The organism is Streptomyces sp. NPDC002911, assembly GCF_053591835.1.
This window is the reverse complement of record NZ_JBSFUO010000006.1, coordinates 68397-87038: the sequence shown is the minus strand read 5'-3', so window position 1 is coordinate 87038 and position 18642 is coordinate 68397. Positions and strand designations below refer to the sequence as shown.

Annotated in this window: 16 protein-coding genes; 8 read left to right on the top strand and 8 right to left on the bottom strand. The window is 70.7% G+C overall.

Annotated features, from left to right (window positions below; genetic code table 11):
• The first annotated feature begins 137 nt into the window (after window positions 1–137).
• Genes ACWD04_RS11870 through ACWD04_RS11845 form a run of 6 tightly spaced genes read left to right on the top strand, consistent with a single transcriptional unit; the run spans window position 138 to window position 6168 of the window.
• Complete coding sequence (locus tag ACWD04_RS11870) at window positions 138–1499, top strand: MFS transporter (RefSeq protein WP_451130722.1); 1362 nt, start codon at window positions 138–140, stop codon at window positions 1497–1499.
• Entirely contained in the window at window positions 1499–3235 is a 1737-nt protein-coding gene (locus tag ACWD04_RS11865) for a dihydroxyacetone kinase family protein (protein WP_451130720.1), read from the top strand. The genes ACWD04_RS11870 and ACWD04_RS11865 overlap by 1 nt, the downstream gene beginning before the upstream one ends.
• Window positions 3235–3729 (top strand): ribose-5-phosphate isomerase, encoded by a 495-nt coding sequence (locus ACWD04_RS11860; protein WP_451130718.1) that lies wholly within the window; start codon window positions 3235–3237, stop codon window positions 3727–3729. Before ACWD04_RS11865 ends, ACWD04_RS11860 begins: the two co-directional genes overlap by 1 nt.
• Entirely contained in the window at window positions 3729–4529 is an 801-nt protein-coding gene (locus ACWD04_RS11855; RefSeq protein ID WP_451130716.1) for a triose-phosphate isomerase family protein, read from the top strand. The genes ACWD04_RS11860 and ACWD04_RS11855 overlap by 1 nt, the downstream gene beginning before the upstream one ends.
• Window positions 4514–5311 carry a sugar phosphate isomerase/epimerase family protein gene (locus tag ACWD04_RS11850; protein ID WP_451130714.1) on the top strand — a complete coding sequence of 266 codons (798 nt, stop codon included), beginning with the start codon at window positions 4514–4516 and terminating at the stop codon, window positions 5309–5311. The genes ACWD04_RS11855 and ACWD04_RS11850 overlap by 16 nt, the downstream gene beginning before the upstream one ends.
• Complete coding sequence (locus ACWD04_RS11845; protein WP_451130712.1) at window positions 5311–6168, top strand: phosphogluconate dehydrogenase C-terminal domain-containing protein; 858 nt, start codon at window positions 5311–5313, stop codon at window positions 6166–6168. The genes ACWD04_RS11850 and ACWD04_RS11845 overlap by 1 nt, the downstream gene beginning before the upstream one ends.
• 98 nt (window positions 6169–6266) lie before the next feature.
• Here the strand turns inward: ACWD04_RS11845 and ACWD04_RS11840 are convergent, their stop codons facing one another.
• From ACWD04_RS11840 to ACWD04_RS11825, 4 genes are all read right to left on the bottom strand, one after another.
• The gene (locus ACWD04_RS11840; protein WP_451130710.1) at window positions 6267–7043 is read right to left on the bottom strand and encodes an ABC transporter permease; all 777 of its coding nucleotides are present in this window, start codon (window positions 7041–7043) and stop codon (window positions 6267–6269) included.
• The gene (locus ACWD04_RS11835; RefSeq protein WP_451130708.1) at window positions 7040–8095 is read right to left on the bottom strand and encodes an ATP-binding cassette domain-containing protein; all 1056 of its coding nucleotides are present in this window, start codon (window positions 8093–8095) and stop codon (window positions 7040–7042) included. The genes ACWD04_RS11840 and ACWD04_RS11835 overlap by 4 nt, the downstream gene beginning before the upstream one ends.
• Before the next feature lie 76 nt (window positions 8096–8171).
• Window positions 8172–9014, bottom strand: a complete 843-nt coding sequence (locus tag ACWD04_RS11830) for a DUF4097 family beta strand repeat-containing protein (RefSeq protein ID WP_451130706.1) — start codon at window positions 9012–9014, stop codon at window positions 8172–8174.
• Window positions 9015–9099: 85 nt separating this feature from the next.
• Window positions 9100–9618: a toxin-antitoxin system HicB family antitoxin gene (locus tag ACWD04_RS11825; RefSeq protein ID WP_451130704.1), complete on the bottom strand. Its 519-nt coding sequence runs from the start codon at window positions 9616–9618 to the stop codon at window positions 9100–9102.
• A gap of 303 nt (window positions 9619–9921) precedes the next feature.
• Here ACWD04_RS11825 and ACWD04_RS11820 point away from each other — a divergent pair, with 303 nt between their 5' ends.
• On the top strand, window positions 9922–11103 hold the full coding sequence (locus tag ACWD04_RS11820) for a hypothetical protein (RefSeq protein ID WP_451130702.1): 1182 nt from the start codon (window positions 9922–9924) through the stop codon (window positions 11101–11103).
• A gap of 62 nt (window positions 11104–11165) precedes the next feature.
• On the opposite strand, the gene ACWD04_RS11815 is transcribed toward ACWD04_RS11820, so the two are convergent.
• From ACWD04_RS11815 to ACWD04_RS11800, 4 genes are all read right to left on the bottom strand, one after another.
• The gene (locus ACWD04_RS11815; RefSeq protein ID WP_451130700.1) at window positions 11166–12650 is read right to left on the bottom strand and encodes a peptidoglycan D,D-transpeptidase FtsI family protein; all 1485 of its coding nucleotides are present in this window, start codon (window positions 12648–12650) and stop codon (window positions 11166–11168) included.
• A gap of 135 nt (window positions 12651–12785) precedes the next feature.
• Window positions 12786–13631, bottom strand: a complete 846-nt coding sequence (locus ACWD04_RS11810) for an LLM class F420-dependent oxidoreductase (RefSeq protein WP_451130698.1) — start codon at window positions 13629–13631, stop codon at window positions 12786–12788.
• A 298-nt stretch (window positions 13632–13929) separates the two neighbouring features.
• Complete coding sequence (locus tag ACWD04_RS11805) at window positions 13930–15843, bottom strand: AMP-dependent synthetase/ligase (RefSeq protein WP_451130696.1); 1914 nt, start codon at window positions 15841–15843, stop codon at window positions 13930–13932.
• Window positions 15844–15965: 122 nt separating this feature from the next.
• Window positions 15966–17243, bottom strand: coding sequence for an acetyl-CoA C-acetyltransferase (locus ACWD04_RS11800; RefSeq protein WP_451130694.1), 1278 nt, complete (start codon window positions 17241–17243; stop codon window positions 15966–15968).
• Window positions 17244–17317: 74 nt separating this feature from the next.
• Here ACWD04_RS11800 and ACWD04_RS11795 point away from each other — a divergent pair, with 74 nt between their 5' ends.
• Window positions 17318–18640 (top strand): 3-oxoacyl-ACP reductase, encoded by a 1323-nt coding sequence (locus ACWD04_RS11795; protein WP_451130692.1) that lies wholly within the window; start codon window positions 17318–17320, stop codon window positions 18638–18640.
• Window positions 18641–18642 lie beyond the last annotated feature (2 nt).

The window sequence follows — 18642 nt, the reverse complement described above, 5'->3', positions numbered from 1 at the left end:
AAATTGGTGACCAATTTGCGATCCAGGGCTAGCTTGGTGTTGTTCACCGGCTGGAAACACGAGCTTCAACGGTTCGACTCCCCTGCCGGAGTAGACACAGAACCGGACAAAGCGGTCCGCAAGCGAGGAGTCTTCCCATGGGCGCCACTGCGCATTCAGCCATCGAGAGATCAGCGATCAGGAAAGTCTCGATCCGGCTCGTCCCCTTCGTGGCCCTGATGTTCTTCGTGAACTACCTGGACCGCACGGCCGTCTCTTTCGCCGAACCGAACGGCATGGGGCAGGACCTCGCCCTCACCGCGGCGCAGTTCGGCTTCGCCTCGGGTGTTTTCTTCGTCGGCTACATCATTCTCGAAGTGCCCAGCAACATGGCGCTGCACAAGTTCGGCGCCCGGCGCTGGCTGTCCAGGATCATGGTGAGCTGGGGCGTCGTCGCCCTCCTCTTCACCTGGGTGCAGAACAGCGAGCAGCTGTACGCGCTCCGCTTCATGCTCGGTGTCGCCGAGGCCGGCTTCTTCCCCGGGGCCATCCTCTTCCTCAGCCAGTGGGTGCCCTCCCGGCACCGCACAAAGGTGCTCGGCCTCTTCTACCTGGCGCAGCCCCTGACCACCGTCATAGGTGCGCCGCTGGCCGGCTGGTTCATCAACCAGCACGGGCTCTTCGGCCTCGAGGGCTGGCGCGTGATGTTCCTGGGCGTGTCCATCCCGGCGATCCTGCTGGGCATCGTCGCCTGGTTCTACCTGATCGACAAGCCGGCCGACGCCAAGTGGCTGACCTCCGAAGAGCGGGACTGGCTGACCGAGGAGCTCGCCGCCGAGAACGCCGGCAAGACCGGCGCGGACGAGAAGAGCAACCACGGCAAGGAGGCCCTGAAGGCCGCCTTCACCAACAGCCGCGTCTGGACACTCGCCCTCATCTACTTCGGCTTCATCTACGGCCTGTACGCCCTCGCCTTCTTCCTGCCGACGATCATCAACGGCTTCCAGGACCAGTTCGGCACGACGTTCAGCGTGATGGACAAGGCCCTGGTCACGGCCATCCCGTATCTCCCGGCCGCGATCGTCCTCTACTTCTGGTCGCGTCACGCCACCAAGCACGGTGTCCGCACCTGGCACATCGCGGGGCCGGCCGTCGTCGGCGGGATCTCCATCCCCATCGCCCTCTACATGGGTTCACCGGCCGCCACGATCGCCGTCATCACGGTCACCGCCTGTGCGATCTTCGCCGCGCTGCCGGTCTTCTGGTCCGTCCCCTCGCAGTTCCTGACGGGCGCGACAGCCGCGGCCGGTATCGCCCTGATCAACACCGCGGGCAACGTGGCCGGCTTCGCCGCCGGTTACGTCACCGGCTGGCTGAAGGACTTCAGCGGTGCCTATTACCTGCCGCTGTTCCTCGTCGGTGCCTTCATGCTCATGTCCGCCGCGCTGATGCTGTGGCTCGCCAACCGGTCCAAGGGCCGGAACGCGCACCACGGCCGGCCTCTCGCAGAGGTTCGCTGATGACCCGCCTGTCCAACGACCCCGCCGCCTTCGCCGACGAAGCGCTCGAAGGTTTCGTCGCCGCCCACCCCCGCAGGGTCCGCCAGGTCCCCGGCGGGGTGGTCCGGGCCACCCGGACCGCCCCCGGCCAGGTCGCCGTGGTGATCGGCGGCGGCTCCGGCCACTACCCGGCCTTCTCCGGGCTGGTCGGCCAGGGCCTCGCCCACGGCGCGGCGGTCGGCAACGTCTTCGCCTCCCCCTCCGCGCATCAGGTGCGCCAGGTCGCGCGGGCAGCCGAGACCGGCGGCGGCGTCCTCCTCGTCTACGGGAACTACGCGGGCGACGTCCTGCACTTCGGCCAGGCCGCCGAGCGGCTGACCGCCGAGGGCATCCCCACCCGCGCGCTCGGTGTCACGGACGACATGTCCAGCGCGTCGCCCGACGAGGCCCACAAGCGGCGAGGTGTCGCCGGTGACCTGGTCGTCTTCAAGACGGCCGCTGCGGCGGCCGAGGCAGGGCAGCCACTGGACGAGGTGACCAGGATCGCCGAACTGGCGAACGCCCGTACCCGCTCCTTCGGTGTCGCGTTCTCGGGCTGCACGCTGCCGGGCGCCGACCACCCCCTCTTCACCGTGCCCGAGGGCCGCATGGCTGTGGGCCTCGGGATTCACGGGGAACCCGGCATGGGCGAGCGACCGGTGCCGACCGCCGACGAGGCGGCCGAACTCCTGGTCTCCACCGTCCTCGGCGAGCTCCCCGCGGGCGTCGACGCGCCGCGCGGGCAGCGCGCCGCGGTGATCCTCAACGGCCTCGGCTCGGTGAAGTACGAGGAGCTGTTCGTCGTCTACCGCCGGGTCGCCCAGCTCCTGGACGAGGCCGGTGTCCAGACCGTGGACCCCGAGGTCGGCGAGCTGGTCACCAGCTTCGACATGGCCGGTGTCTCGCTCACCCTGTGCTGGCTCACCGACGAGCTGGAGCCCCTGTGGACGGCCCCGGCCGACGCCCCCGCCTACCGCAAGGGCGCCGTCGAGACAGCCGACCTGTACGTCCCGGACCCGGCGGCGGAGACGGCCGAGGACACCGTCCCGCCGGCCACCGACGTCTCTCGCGAGGCGGCGCGCACCGCGCTGGCCGCCCTGCGCGTCCTGAAGGACACCGTCGGCACCCACGCGGAGGAGCTCGGCCGGATCGACGCGGTGGCCGGTGACGGCGACCATGGCATCGGCATGCAGCGCGGCTCCACCGGCGCCTACGAGGCGGCGTCCCGCGCCGAAGCGCTCGGCGCGGGTGCCAAAACGCTTCTGCACTGGGCTGCCGACGCCTGGGCCGACCGGGCCGGTGGCACCTCCGGCGCCCTGTGGGGCGTCATCCTCCGGGCGCTGGGCACCGCGCTCGGCGACACCGAGCGGCCCACAGCCCCGGTTGTCGCCACCGGTGTGGCCCGGGCGTCGGCAGGCGTGATGGAGCTGGGAAAGGCGGAGGTCGGCGACAAGACCATGGTCGACGTCCTCGTCCCCTTCTCCTACGCGCTCACGGCCGCCGCGGAGGCGGGGCAGCCTCTGGCCACCGCCTGGGACACGGCCGCGCACTCCGCGTCCGCCGCCGCCGAGGCCACGGCGGACCTGCTTCCCCGGATGGGCCGCGCCCGCCCGCACGCCGAGAAGAGCCTCGGCACTCCGGACGCCGGAGCCCACTCGCTCGCCCTGATCGTCCGTGCCGTGCACGGCGTGTTCGTACCCACTCTGGAGAACCACTGATGTCCGAAAAGCTCCGCATCGTCGTCGGCTCCGACGACGCCGGCTACACGTACAAGGAAGCTCTCAAGAAAGACCTGGAGGCCAGCGGCCTCGTCGCCGCCGTCACCGATGTGGGGGTCGACGCGGACGGGCACACCGCCTACCCGAAGGTCGCCATCGCCGCCGCCGAGATGATCGCCCGCGGCGAGGCCGACCGCGCCCTGCTGGTCTGCGGCACAGGCCTCGGGGTCGCCATCGCCGCGAACAAGGTCAAGGGGATCCGGGCCGTCACCGCCCACGACTCCTTCTCCGTCGAGCGCGCGGTCCTCTCCAACAACGCGCAGGTCCTGACCTTCGGCCAGCGCGTCGTCGGCCTGGAGCTGGCCCGGCGGCTCGCCGCCGAGTGGCTGACGTACCGCTTCGACGAGGCGTCGGCGTCCGCCGCCAAGGTCGCGCTGATGGACGACTACGAGAACAACAGCAACGAGAAGAACCAGCAGGAAGCCGCAGCCTGATGCCCGCCCCGCAGAACCGCCCCCGGGTCACGATCGGGGTGAGCCTGAAGATGTATTTCGGCCACCACGAGACCCTCAACTGGGCCCGCAGCATCGCGGATCTGGCCGCCCGGCACCCGGCCGTCACCGGCGGCACGGCCGAACTGTTCGTGCTGCCCGCCTTCCCCGCGCTCGTCCCCGTCACCGGCATCCTCGCCGGTACGGACGTGCGGACGGGGGCGCAGGACCTGGCCACCGAGGACTCCGGTCCGTACACCGGCGAGGTCAGCGGAGCCCACCTGCACGAGATCGGCGCCCGCTACGCCGAGGTCGGCCACGCCGAGCGCCGCCGGCTCTTCGGCGAGGGCGACACGGTCGTCGCCGCCAAGACGGCCGCCGCCCTGCGCAACGGGCTGACGCCGGTGCTCTGCGTCGGCGAACTCGACCAGGTGCCCCCCTCCGAGGCTGCCGCCCGCACGGTCGCCGAAGCCGAACGCATCCTGGCCACAGCGGCCCACGACGGCCCCCTCGCCCCGGTCGTCCTCGCGTACGAACCGCAGTGGGCCATCGGCGCCCCCCGGCCCGCCTCCCCGGAGCACATCCGTACGGTCTGCGAAGCCCTCACGACCTGGCTCACCACCCAGCCGTCGCTGGCGGGCAGCCGCGTGATCTACGGAGGCAGCGCGGGCCCCGGCCTGCTCACCGACCTGGGTACGGGCGTCGACGGGCTGTTCCTCGGCCGCTTCGCCCACGACCCGGCAGCGGTGGAACGCATCCTCGACGAGACGCTGGAAGGAGCCCTCCCGTGTCCTACGGCCTGAGCACCTACGCCTTCTTCTGGCGCATCTCGGACCGGGCCCCCCGCCCCCTCACGCTCGACGAGATGCTCGCGCAGACCCGGGAGACGGGCGGCGAGGTCTTCCAGATCTGCGACTACCCGCTGATCGAGACGTACGCCGACGAGCAGCTCGACGCCCTGCGTGCCACGGCGGCCGGCCACGCCATCACGCTGGAGCTGGGCACCAGGGGCGTAGGCACGGAGCACCTCGCCACCTACCTCCGCATCGCCCGGCGCCTGGGCGTCACCCTGGTCCGCTCGATGCTGAACACGGCGGACCACCGTCCGACCGTCGCGGAGGCGACCGCCCTCCTGCGCGAGGCTGTCCCCGCCTATGCGGCGGCAGGCGTCACGCTCGGCCTCGAGACCTACGAACAGGTCTCCACCGACGACCTGTTGTCCGTCGTACGCGGCGTGGACAGCCCGAACCTCGGCGTCGTCCTCGACCCGGGCAACAGCGTCGCCCGGCTGGAGCGTCCGGTGGACGTCGTCGACGCCACCGCCCCCTACGTGGTGAACATCCACGTCAAGGACTTCTCGTTCTCCCGCCGTGACGGCTGGGTCGGCTTCACCTTCGCCGGCTGCCTTCTCGGCGAGGGCCTTCTCGACTACGGCCACATGATCGACACGGTCGGTCCGGACGAGCGGGGCATCAACCAGATCGTGGAGCACTGGCTCCCCTGGCAGGGCGATTTCGAGGAAACCGCCCGCCTGGAGGACCAGTGGACCCGGCACAGCATCAACACCCTTTTGAGGAGCAAGTAATGGCCACCGGATCCAAGACCGTCGCCGTCATCGGGGCCGCAGGCAAGATGGGCCAGCGCGTCTCCAACAACCTGGTCGAGAGCGACTTCCGGGTGCTCTTCAGCGAGGCGTCCCCGAAGGGACAGGAGCTGATCCGCGACCTCGGCCGCGAGCTGACCGAGTCCGCCGACGCCGCTGCCCAGGCCGACGTGGTCATCCTCGCCGTCCCCGACGTCCTCCTCGGCAAGGTCTCCGAGGAACTGGTGCCGCTGATGAAGCCGGGCACCGTGGTTCTCACTCTCGACCCCGCCGCCGCCTACGCCGGTCTGCTGTTCTCCCGCGACGACATCCACTACGCCTGCGCCCACCCCTGCCACCCGTCCGTCTTCCTGGAGCGCACCACCAAGGAAGAGTGGCAGGACACCTTCGGCGGCATCGCCGCCCCGCAGGAGGTCGTCGCCGCGTACGAGGGCGGCGACGCCGCCAAGCAGGAGCTGGCCGACTCGGTCATCCGCGTGATGTACGCGCCCGTGGTCGACGTCCACTGGGTCACGGTCAAGCAGCTCGCGGTCCTGGAGCCGACGCTCGTCGAGACGATCGCCTGCATGGTCGGCGCGCTGCTGACCGAGGCGCTCCACGAGACCGTCCACACGGTGGGCGTCCCGGAGAAGGCCGCCCGCGCCATGCTGCTCGGCCACACGCAGGTCGCGCTGGCCAACACCCTCAAGGGCTCGAACCCGTTCTCCGACGCTTGCCTGATCGCGATGGACTACGGGCGCGAGTCGATCGTCCGCGACGACTGGAAGAACGTCTTCAAGGACGACGAACTCGACAAGGTCATCACCCGGATGCTCAAGATCAAGGAGATCAAGCGCTGACCCGGTCCTGACACCGGCACCACCGCTCAGGTCTTCTGCGAAGGGCCGGGCTCTCCATCAGGGGTGGAGAGCCCGGCCCTTTCGCGCGCGGAGCTCCCCTACTCGGGGTCGCGGTCGAACTGGTTCTTGGACCAGCGGTAGCCGAGGGCGGTGAGGGCGAGGCACCAGGCGAGGGTGATCCATCCGTTGTCGCCGATCTCGGTGCCGAGGAGCAGTCCGCGGAGGGTTTCGATGGCGGGGGTGAAGGGCTGGTACTCGGCGATGGGCTGGAACCAGCCCGGCATGGCGTCCAGGGGGACGAAGGCGCTGGAGATGAGGGGCAGGAGGATCAGTGGCGTGGCGTTGTTGCTGGCGGCTTCGGCGTTGGGGCTGGCCATACCCATGCCGACTGCGATCCAGGTGAAGGCCAGGGAGACCAGGGCCAGGAGCCCGATTGCTGCGAGCCATTCCAGGAGGGTGGCGTCGGTGGAGCGGAAGCCCATGGCGACGCCGACGGCCCCGACGAGGATGACGCTGAGGATGGCCTGCATGACGCTGCCGGCGACGTGGCCGAAGAGGACGGAGCCGCGGTGGATGGCCATGGTGCGGAAGCGGGCGATGATGCCTTCGGTCATGTCGGTTGCGACGGACACCGCGGTGCCGACGACGGTGGAGCCGATGGTCATCAGCAGGATGCCGGGGACGATGTAGGCGATGTAGGCGGAGCGGCCGGCGCCGCCGCTCATGGTGTCGCCGAAGATGTAGACGAAGAGCAGCAGGAGCATGACCGGGGTGAGCAGCAGGTTCAAGGTCATGGAGGGGTAGCGGCGGGCGTGCAGCAGATTGCGCCGCAGCATGGTGGACGAGTCGCGCAGGGCGAGGGTGAGGGAGCTCATCGGACGTCCTCCTCGGACTGGCCGGCCTGGCCGGCCTGGGTGGCCTGGGTGGCCTGGGTGGGCTGGGTGGCCTGGGTGGCCTGGGTGGCCTGGGTGGGCACGGTGGTGCTGGTCAGGGCGAAGAACACGTCGTCGAGGTCGGGGGTGTGCACGGTCAGTTCGTCGGCCTCGATGCCTGCCGAGTCCAGCCGGTCGAGGAGGGAGCGCAGGCTGCGCTGACTGCCGTCGCTGGGAATCTGCAGTGCGAGTGCGTCGTCGTCCCTGGTGGCGTCGTGGAGCGCCGAGGCCGCGGACCGATAGGCGGTCGGGTCGGTGAAGCGGAGGCGGATGTGGCCGCCGGGGATGAGCCGTTTGAGTTCCTCGGCGGTGCCCTGGGCGGCGATCCTGCCGTCGTTCAGCACCGCGATGCGGTCGGCGAGTTCGTCGGCTTCTTCGAGGTACTGGGTGGTGAGGAAGACGGTGACACCGCCGGCGACCAACTCGCGGATGATCTGCCACATGGTGTGGCGGGAGCGGGGGTCGAGGCCGGTGGTCGGCTCGTCGAGGAAGATGATCCTCGGGTCTCCGACCAGCGTCATCGCGATGTCCAGGCGGCGTTTCATCCCGCCGGAGTAACTCTGTGCCGGCTTCTCCGCCGCCTCGGCCAGATCGAAGCGTTCCAGCAGTTCGGCGGTGACCCGTCGCCCCTCGCGGCGGGAGAGGTGGTGCAGGTCCGCCATGAGCAGCATGTTCTCCTCGCCGGTGATCAGCCCGTCGACCGCGGAGAACTGCCCGGTCACGCCGATCGCGGCACGCACCCCGTCCGGTGACGTGGCGATGTCGTGACCCGCCACCTGGGCCTGGCCGCCGTCGGCGGTGATGAGGGTGGAGAGGATCTTCACGGCGGTGGTCTTGCCGGCGCCGTTCGGGCCGAGCAGCGCGAACACGGACCCGGCCGGGATGTGCAGATCGATGCCGTCGAGGACGACCTTGTCGCCGTAGGACTTGCGCAGACCGACGGCGGAGACGGCGGCAGGCGACTGCGTACCGCCCTTCCGTTTTGATGTGGGCATGACAGAAAAAGGCATGGAGTACCCCGTTCGATGACTGAAGTGTCTGGTGAGCGTTGCGGTGGCGGGTTCTTCCGGGTCAGACCTTGGCCCGGCGGACGTCGATGTTGCCGTGCCGGGTGCGGGCGCGGACCGTGACGGTGCCCTCGGTCTCCTCCGGGGACTCGGACGCCGTGAGCGAGTTGCGCACCTGCCCGGAGCGCGAGTTGACGTCGAGCCAGGCGGCCGTACCCTCGCGGACGCCCACCTCGATGGCGCCGTGGTTCGACTCCAACTGGACTGTGCCGCGCGCCACCTCACCCACGCGCAAGGCGCCGTGGGCGGTAGTGGCGGTGACCGAGCCCTCGGCGCGCCGGATGTCGATGTCGCCGTTGGCACCACGCACCCGCAGCTCGCCGGTCACGACGCCGACGATCGTGGAGCCGTGCGAGTTCTTCAGGACGGCGGGGCCGTCGACGAGGCCGACGCGCAGGCTGCCGAAGCTGGTGGTGATCTCGGCCGAGCCATCGACCCGGTCCACGGTGATCGAGCCGTGCGACGCGGTCAGCTTCAGCGGGCCGGTCGTGTCGAGGCGGATATCACCGACCGAGGCCTTCACGCGAACCTCTCCGAGCCGGCCCTCACCGAGCACCTGGGCCCAGGAACCGGTCATGTCGACGCTTGAGCCCGCGGGCAGTTCGACCGTCACGTCGAGGACGCCGGTGCGGCCGAACAGACTGGACTTGGGCGTCCGGACGGTCAGGACGCCGTTCGCGTAGGTGACCTCGGTCTGGGCGGCCGACCGGACGTCCAGATCCTTCTTCGGGTCGCGGGGCCGCACGTCGACGACGGTGTCGAGACGGTCGCCCGCGGTGAACTGGATTGAACCGGCCTCCACGTGCGCCGTGGCCGAGATCGGTTCGGGAGTGTCGAAAGAAGGCATGGCTGTCCCGTCCTCTTGGGTCTTCAGGTCGTCCCCGCTGGTGGGACGTGGTGGGTGACGTAGTGGTGCGGGTGGCGTGATGCGGCTAGCGCACCCAGCCCGTGAAGCTCTGCCCTACGGTCCGGGCCTTCTCCGTCGTACGCGGCCCGGCGTCGCCGTCGACCGCGGCCGACACGGCGCGCACCAGCCACGCGTTGACCGACAGGCCCTCACGGGTCGCGGCTTCCTCGGCACGGGCCTTGAGGTGGGCCGGCAGGCGCAGGTTGACGCGGGCGGTGCCACCCTCGTCGCCGTCGGCCGGGGCCGGGGCCCTGAGCGGTTCGACGGGCGCGGCCGGCCCCGTGGGGGCTCCGCCGTCGGTGGGCGGCGGCGTCACCACGAAGTCGGGGTCGAGCCCGCGCAGCCGTACGTCGACCGAGCCTGGGGCGAGCTCCCGGGTGATCTCGTCCGCCGCGGCGGAGAGCATGTTGAGCATGGTCAGCCGGGCCGCCGACTCCAGGGGGGCGGTGAGCCTCTCCGCCAGCTCGCGGGATGCGTCGCCGCCGGCATCGGCGGCCACCGCGAGGTCACGGCGGAGGGTGTCGACATACGGGGTGAGGTCCATGACGCCATAATGGCGCCATAGTGGCTCTACGCGCAAGCCACCCGATGACATTTCCAGGAAGACATCCACCCGGACCGCCCTGACCTGCATGAACGCACTGACACACGGCGGGGCATTTATGGCGCCACGCACACGCACACACCTCCAGGGCGCCTGACATGGCACCGAGCGGCACCGGATGGCGCCAACCCGCACCACACCAGGCCGGACAACTTCCGATCCGCCGCCGAGCCGATCCCGCCCACCCCGTAATCTCCAGCCCGTCAGGAGATTGACGGGGTGCGATCAACAACGGGGGGCCTCATGACATACCGGCGCGCGGCGATACCGGCACTGGCCGGAGGGCTGCTGCTCACAGCGCTGCTGTGGTGGGCGGGAGCGAGCACGGACGCACTGCACCTCCAAGGGGCCACCGACGCACTCGGCGGCCGGCTGGTCGCCGATCTCCAGCACTGGCTCACCCCGTGGTCGTACGACCCCCCTGACGCGATCCGGTTCGGCACCGGAGTGCTGGGCGAGACCGGGGGATCCGGGGCGGACGGCTCCCGATACCTCTCGCTGTACGAGACCGCGATGCAGATCCGGTTCGCGGCGGTGTTCGCCTTCTTCGTCCCCGGGGCGCTGCTCCTGGTCCGCAGGCTACCGCCGGTGAACCACCGGACGGTGGCCACGCTGCTCACTGTGTGGGCCTGGGGCATGGTGGCCGGGATGCTGGCGGCGACCGTCTCCGCGCCGTGGATGATCGCCTCGAACGGGCGCGGCAGTTACCGGGTCCTGCCCCAGCTGGCGAGCATGATCTCCTCCGGGCAGCAGATCACCGTGACGGCCTCGCTCGTGGCGGCGACGGTCACCGTCCTCGCCGCGCGGATCACCGCCAAGGGCGCGGGTCCGCTGCCGCTGGGCGTCGTGCCGGTACGCGCGGCCCGCCTGGCCGCCACCGCCGGTACCGCCGTGGTCGCCGTGTCCTCGGTGGTGCTCTCCTACCAGTCGGTGGCCGCGTCCCTCCAGTCGGTCTCGCTGTCCGGCCGGATGCTCTCCGAGCCGGGCGACCTGCTGCGCCTGTGGCTGCTGCTCGGCAACTGGGCGGTTCCGACGGGCGGATCACTCGGCCACTGGCTGCTGTACCGCGTCGGCGACGTGCTGCTGCTCGCCGTGGTGTGGTGGGCGCTGCGGCTGCTGCCCGTGCTGCTCACCCGGGCCACCGTGTCGGCGACGGCGGTCGGGGCGGCCTGCGCGACCGTCGTCGGACTCCTGGCGAACCAGATGTTCCAGTCCTCGGTGACCACGGTGGACTCGGGCGCGCGGTGGGGCTGGCAGCACCTGTCCGGCAGCCTCGGCCACGGTGTCCCGGCCGCCCTGGTCTGGGGCCTGTTGGCGGGACTCACGACCGCGGCCGTCCTGCGGGCGGCCGGGGGCACGGAGACCGCGGGCAGCAGGGCCCCCACTGTGGGCCCCGGCGGACTGTCGGACGGTCTCCCTGGATAGCGGACGGCGGCCCCCGCCCGGCGTATCGCCGGGCGGGGGCCGCCGTCCTCCGGGGTGCTGCCCTACTTCCCCAGCGCCGCCTTCATCACTTCCCTCGCGATCGGCCCGCCCAGGCCGCCGCCGGAGATGTCCGCGCGGGAGATTTCCATCGCGGTCGGGTCGATGAACACCGCGACCGCCACCGCCTGGCCGTCGGACGCCTTGCCGTACGAGACGAACCAGCCGTACGGGACTTCCTTGCTCACGTCGTTGCCGCGCTGAGCCGTACCCGTCTTGCCGCCCACCGTCACACCGTCGATCAGGGCGCGCTTCGCGCTGCCCTCCTTGGCGGTGAACTCCATCATCTCCTGGACCTTCTTCGCCGTCTCCTCGGAGACCGCCTGGCTCTTGACCTGCGGCTCGTGCTTCTCCAGGGTCGTCAGGTCCGGGCCGCGCAGCTCGTCCACGAGGTACGGCTGCATCAGCTTGCCTCCGTTGGCGAGGGCCGCCGTGACCATCGCCATCTGCATCGGGGTGCTCGTGAGGCTGCCCTGGCCCATGCCGGTGAGGGCGGTGCCGGGCTTGTCCAGCTTCTCGGGGTAGAGGCTCTTCGTGGCGAGCATGTCGCCGAAGTCCTCGGAGTAGACGTCCTCGTTGAAGCCGAACTTCTCGGCCGTCTCACGCATCCCCTCGTCGCCCACCTTGAGAGCGGCGTCCAGGAAGACGTTGTTGCAGGAGTACTGCATGGCCGTCTTCATCGACGCCTTGTTGCACGTCTGGTCACCCGCCTCACTGCTGATCCTGCTCGACGACAGCGGCAGGGGGTACGGGGACACCGCGTCGGTCCGGGCGTCGACGTCCGAGACGACGCCGTGCTCCAGGGCCGCGGCAGCCGTGAGGATCTTGAAGGTGGAGCCGGGCGGGAAGGTCTCGCGCAGCGGGCGGTTGGCCAGCGGCTTGCCCTTCTCGTCGACCAGCGCCTGGAACTTGTCGCCCTCCTTGAAGGAGTTGCCGGCGAAGACCGAGGGGTCGTACGAGGGCGTCGAGACCAGAGCGAGGACCTTGCCGGTCGCAGGGTCGAGGGCGACGACCGCGCCCCTGGCGTCGAGGTCGGTCAGGCCCTTGTACGCCGCCTTCTGCGCCTTCGGGTCGATGGTGGTGACCACATTGCCACCGCGCCGCTCCTCACCGGTGAGGATGTCCTTGGCGTGCCGGAAGGCGAAGCGCTCGTCCTGGCCGCTGAGGATGGTGTCGTACGTGTTCTCCAGGAGGGACATGCCCTGCGCCTGCGAGGCGTAGCCGGTGACGGGGGCGTACATCGCACCCTGCTTGAAGGTGCGCTGGTACTTGAAGTCGGTCCCCTCGACCGCCTTCGACCCCGTGATCGCCTTGCCGCCCACGATGATGTCCCCCCGCGGGGTGGCGAACTGGGCGATCTTGACCCGGCGGTTGTGCTCGTGGGTCGCCAGCTCCTCGCTCTTGGCGTACTGCAGCCAGTTGGTCCGTATCAGCAAAGCCAGCATCAACAGCCCACAAAAGATGGCTATGTGCCGCAACGGCCTGTTCATCGTGCTCCCGCTCCCAGGCAGCCGGGCACACACGCACACGGGCCGCACCATCGATGTCCGGAGGTGATAGATGCGATTTTAACGTTGCTGGTTCCACCGGACGGCCGCCCCAGCAGGTTCACAAACACAGATTTCTCACAGAAACGCCGCATACGCGTCCAGCGCGCGCAGCGTCTCGGCCTCTCTGGCCGGGGGAAGTTGCAGGACGACCTCGTCGACGCCGAGATCCGCGTAGTACGCCAGCTTCCCCGGGGAGGGCTGGACCGCATAGGGCACCACCTGGAGATGCTCCGGATCGCGGCCCGCCTCCTCCCAGGCCGTACGCAGCTTCGGCACGGACTCCGAAAGGCCACGCCCGCCGATCGGCAGCCAGCCGTCCGCGTCCTGGGCTATCTGCGCGAACAGCTTCGGCCCGGCCGCCCCGCCGATCAGGGTCCGCGGGCCGCTCACCGGACCACGCGGCCTCTGCACCGGCTTCGGATAGGCGTCGCTCGCCCGGACCGAGCCGAACTCACCCTCGTACGGCGTCGGTTCGTCCGCCCACAGGGCCCGCATCAGGGCCAGCCGGTCGCTGCCGAGCGCACGCCTGGTCGACCACTCCACACCGTGGTCGGCGGCCTCCTCCCTGTTCCAGCCGAAGCCGATACCGAGCGTGAGGCGGCCGCCGGAGAGGTGATCGAGCGTGGCGGCCTGCTTCGCCAGATCGATGGGGTCGTGCTGGGCGATCAGCGTGATGCCGGTGCCGAGGGCCAGTCGCTCGGTGACGGCGGCGGCCTGCCCCAGCGCGACGAAGGGGTCGAGGGTGCGGCCGTATTCGGCCGGCAGCTCGCCACCGGCCGGATACGGGGACTCCCGGCTCACCGGGATGTGGGTGTGCTCGGGCAGATAGAGCCCGGCGAACCCCCGCTGTTCCAGCTCGCGCGCGAGCCGGACCGGCGTGATCGTCTCGTCGGTGAGGAAGATCGTTGTGGCGATCCGCATACGAGGCACCTCCGTTGTCGTCCGTGACGGAACCACGGTATGCGGTGGAGCGCGCCGCCGAGTCCACTCCGCGGAGCCCGACGTGAACCGCTGATCCGCGCACCACGAGCGCCGAGGTCTCCTTCGTCAGCACCTCACCGCGGAAGAACGCCGGGCCGCGGCGCCGCATACCACATCCCTGGGATGAGGGGAATCGCACCCCTGTCCGTTGTGCCATGGTTCGAAAAAAATTTCCGTCGTCCGTCCGACGGACATCTGCCGGAGGCGCCCGTCGGCGCCCCCGGCGACGCCGACCCGGCTACTGCTTGCGGTACAGCTCCTCGATCTCCGCGTCGAAGTCCCGCGTGATCGCGTCCCGGCGCAGCTTCAGCGACGGGGTGAGGTGCCCGCTCTCCTCCGTGAAGTCCTGCGGCAGGACGGTGAACTTACGGATGGACTCGGCGCGCGAGACGAGCCGGTTGGCCTCGTCGACCGCGCGCTGCAGGGCGGTGCGCAGTTCCCCGTCATGGACGAGCTCACGCAGCGGCACGTCTTCCTTCTTCCGCATCCGGCGCCAGTGGGCGAGGCCGTCCGGCTCCAGGGTGATCAGCGCGCTGATGAACGACCGGTTGTCCCCGACCACCATGCACTGGCTGACGAGCGGGTGGGCGCGCAGCCAGTCCTCCAGCGGAGCGGGGATGACGTTCTTGCCGCCGGACGTGATGATGATGTCCTTCTTGCGGCCGGTGATCGTGAGGTAGCCGTCCTCGTCCAGCGCTCCCAGGTCACCCGTCGGAAACCAGTCGCCCTGCGGATACGGCGTGGCCTCGCCACGCTCGGTGTCCCAGTAGCCCTGGCAGACCTGGCCACCGCTGAGCAGGACCTCGCCGTCGTCCGCGATCCGCACGGCGGTGCCCGGCAGCGGCCAGCCCACCGTGCCCAGGCGGGGCTTGAGGGGCGGGGTGACCGTGGCGGCCGCGGTGGTCTCGGTCAGGCCGTAGCCCTCGAAGATCTGTATGCCCGCCCCCGCGTAGAACGCGGCGAGCCTCCTCCCCAGCGGGGAGCCGCCGCAGATCACGTACCGGACGCGGCCGCCCAGCGCGGCCCGGATACGCCGGTAGACCAGCGGGTCGTAGAGGGCGCGGGCGGCGCGGAGCCCGAGACCGGGGCCGGTGCCCGTGCCGTGTTCGGCGGCCTCGACCGCCTCACCGTAGCGCTGCGCGATCCCGGCCGCACGGTCGAAGGACGAGGCGCGGCCCATCTTCTCGGCCGTGGCGCGGCCGGTGTTGTAGACCTTCTCCAGGACGTACGGGATGGCCAGCAGGAACGACGGCTTGAAGCCGGCCAGATCCGCGAGCAGGTCCTCGGTCCGGATGGACGGCGCGTGCCCGAGCCGGACCCGGGCGCGCATGCAGCCGATCGCCACCATCCGGCCGAAGACGTGGGAGAGGGGCAGGAACAGGAGGGTCGACGCGGGGTACTTCGACATCGACTTGAAGACCGGGTGGAGCAGTTCTATGGCGTTGTCGACCTCGGCGAAGAAGTTTCCGTGGGTCAGGACGCAGCCCTTGGGACGGCCCGTGGTGCCCGAGGTGTAGATGAGGGTGGCGGGGCTGTCCGGTTCCAGGGCGGCGCGACGGGCGGCGACGACCGCGTCGGGTACGTCCTTGCCGAGCGTCTTCAGCCGGCTCACCGCACCCGTGTCGAACTGCCAGAGATGCGTGAGGCTTCCGAGCTGCTGCCGCTCCTGGCTGACCAGCCGCCCCTGCTCCTTCGTCTCCACCGCACAGGCGACGGCTCCGGAGTCCTGGAGGATCCAGCGCGTCTGGAAGGCCGACGAGGTCGGGTAGATCGGCACGGTGACCAGCCCGGCCGCCCAGGACGCGAAGTCGAGCAGCGTCCACTCGTAGGTCGTACGGGCCATGATCGCGACCCGGTCACCGCTCTGCAGGCCTTCCGCGACCAGGCCCTTGGCGACGGCCTGGACCTCCGCGGCGAACGCTTCGGCGGTCACGTCCTGCCAGCTGTCGTCGGCCTGCTTGCGGCTGAGTACCGCCTCGGAGGGTGCGTCCCGGGCGTTGTCGAAGGGGATCTCGGCGAGCGAGCCGCTCCGCACGGTCGGTGCGAGGGGCGGCACGGAGACTTCCCGTACGGTGCCGTCGGCCGCCCTGACCTTGGTCGGTTCGACCAGGACGGGAACGGCGGGTACGGCGGCGGGGGCGGGCGTGGACACGAGCGGCTCCTCGACGTGGGTTCCGGCGCCGGGCCCGTCCCTGGGGTCCGGCGCCGAGGCGGCTGCTGGGTGCGCGGGGTCGTTCCCCGTGCGGATGACGGCCGTGGGGGAATCCGGCTGGGTCAGGGGTGCTCCAGGATCGCGGTGACCCCCTGGCCGCCCGCGGCGCAGATCGAGATCAGGCCCCGGCCGGGCGCGTCCCGCTCCGCGAGGAGCTTGGCCAGGGTCGCCACGATCCGGGCGCCCGTCGCGGCGAAGGGATGGCCGGTGGCGAGTGACGATCCGACCACATTCAGCTTGTCCCTGTCGACGGGGGCGAGCCCCTGCTTCTCCCAGGACGCCAGGGTGGCGAGCACCTGGGAGGCGAAGGCCTCGTGGATCTCGAAGAGGTCGAAGTCCCCGACGGTCAGTCCGGCCCGCTCCAGCATGCGCGGTACGGCGTACGCGGGCGCCATCAGCAGACCGTCCTCACCGTTCACGTAGTCCACGGCGGCCGTCTCGTACAGCGACAGATACGCCAGCGGTGCCAGACCGCGTGCCTCGGCCCACTCCTCGCTCGCCAGCAGCACGGTCGCCGCACCGTCGGTGAGCGGGGTCGAATTGCCCGCGGTCATCGTCGCGTCGGGGTGGCCGGCTCCGAACACCGGCTTCAGCGCGGCGAGTTTCTCCACCGTGGAGCCGGGGCGCAGATTCTGGTCCCGGTCCAGGCCGAGATACGGGACGACGAGGTCGTCCAGGAAGCCGCGCTCGTACGCGGCGGCGAGCCGCTGGTGGCTCGTGGCGGCCAGCAGGTCCTGGTCCTCCCGGGACACGCCCCACTTCAACGCGGTGACCGCCGCGTGCTCGCCCATCGAGAGGCCGGTGCGGGGCTCGGCGTTGCGCGGGATGTCCGGGACGAGGTGGCCGGGCCGGACGGCGGCCAGCGCCTTGATCCGGGCTCCCGTCGACCTGGCGCGGCGGGCCTCCAGCAGGATTCTGCGCAGCCGGTCGTTGACCCCGAGGGGCGCGTCACTCGTGGTGTCCGCGCCGCCGGCGATCGCCGAGTCGACCGCGCCGAGCGCGATCTTGTTGGCCGCGGCGACGACGGCCTGCAGCCCGGTGCCGCACGCCTGCTGGATGTCGTACGCGGGAGTGCGCGGGTCCAGGGCGGAGCCCAGGACGGTCTCGCGGGCCAGGTTGAAGTCCCGGCTGTGCTTGAGGACCGCGCCGGCCACGAACTCGCCGACCCGCTGTCCCCGCAGGCCGAAGCGAGCGACGAGCCCGTCCAGCGCGGCGGTCAGCATGTCCTGGTTCGACGCCTGCGCGTACGGGCCGTCGGAGCGGGCGAACGGAATACGACTGCCACCGATGACCGCGACCCGGCGCGGCTGCGGAAGTGCGAGGGGAATCAACTCGACCAACTCATCTCGACAACTCCTGACCCTTGAGTAACCTTACTCTGGAGTAAATCTACGACCGAGCAGGAGTCCAGACAATGGCCGACCGCTATCTGCACTTCACCGGCACCGCCCCCGGCCGCTTCCTGACCCGCGGGCTCGGCCTGCCGCAGCCCTCGCCACTGCGCCGCTGGACACTGGAGACCCCCTCCCTCGACGGGCCGTTGCTCCACCTCACCGCAGGCAGCTCCGCCCTCTCCGACACGCTCGGCCCGGTACTCGCGGCGACCGGTCTGAAGGTCACCGACCGGGCCGAACGCCCGGCCGCCGTCGTCCTGGACGCCACCGGCATCACCACGGCCGCCGGACTCACCGGCGTACACGCCGCTCTCCACCCCGTCGTACGGTCTGCGGCCGCTGGTGGCCGCATCGTCGTCCTCGGCACCACGCCGTCCCCCGACGACCACCACCAGGCGGCGGCCCAGCAGGCCCTCGAAGGCTTCGTACGGTCCCTCGGCAAGGAGATCGGACGGGGCACCACCGCGCAGCTGCTGCGGCTCGCCCCCGGGGCGAGCGCAGCCTCGGCCGAGTCCACCCTCCGCTTCCTGCTGTCCCCCCGCTCCGCGTACATCAGCGGCCAGGTCGTCGAACTCACCGCCGACGCGCCCGGCGAGGTGGCCGACTGGGCGGCGCCGCTCTACGGGCACACCGCACTGGTCACCGGCGCCGCACGCGGCATCGGCGCGTCCGTCGCGTCCGTCCTCGCCAGGGACGGCGCCCAGGTGATCTGCCTGGACGTCCCGCAGGCCCAGGAGCAGCTCGTCCGCACCGCCGACCGCCTCGGCGCCACCGCCCTGCCGCTGGACATCACCGCGCCCGACGCCGCCGACCTGATCGCCGCCGCCGTCCCCGGCGGTCTCGACGTCCTCGTCCACAACGCGGGCATCACCCGGGACCGCCGGCTCGCCAACATGCCGGCCGACCGCTGGACCTCCGTCATCGACGTCAACCTGGACAGTGTCCTGCGCACCACGGACGCGCTCATCGCGTCGGGCACCGTGCGCCGCGGCGGCCGGATCGTCGCCACCGCGTCCATCGCCGGGATCGCGGGAAACAACGGCCAGACCAACTACGCGGCCAGCAAGGCGGGCATCATCGGCCTGGTCCGCTCCCTGGCCCCCCGTGCGGCCGCCGAGCACGGCATCACCGTCAACGCCGTCGCGCCCGGCTTCATCGAGACGAAGATGACAGCCGCCGTCCCCCTCCTCATCCGGGAGGCCGGGCGCCGCATGAACTCCCTTTCCCAGGGCGGCCTTCCCGTCGACGTCGCCGAGACCACCGCCTGGTTCGCCCAGCCCGCTTCCGGCGCGGTCAACGGCCAGGTCGTACGGGTCTGCGGCCAGAGCCTGCTGGGGGCCTGAGC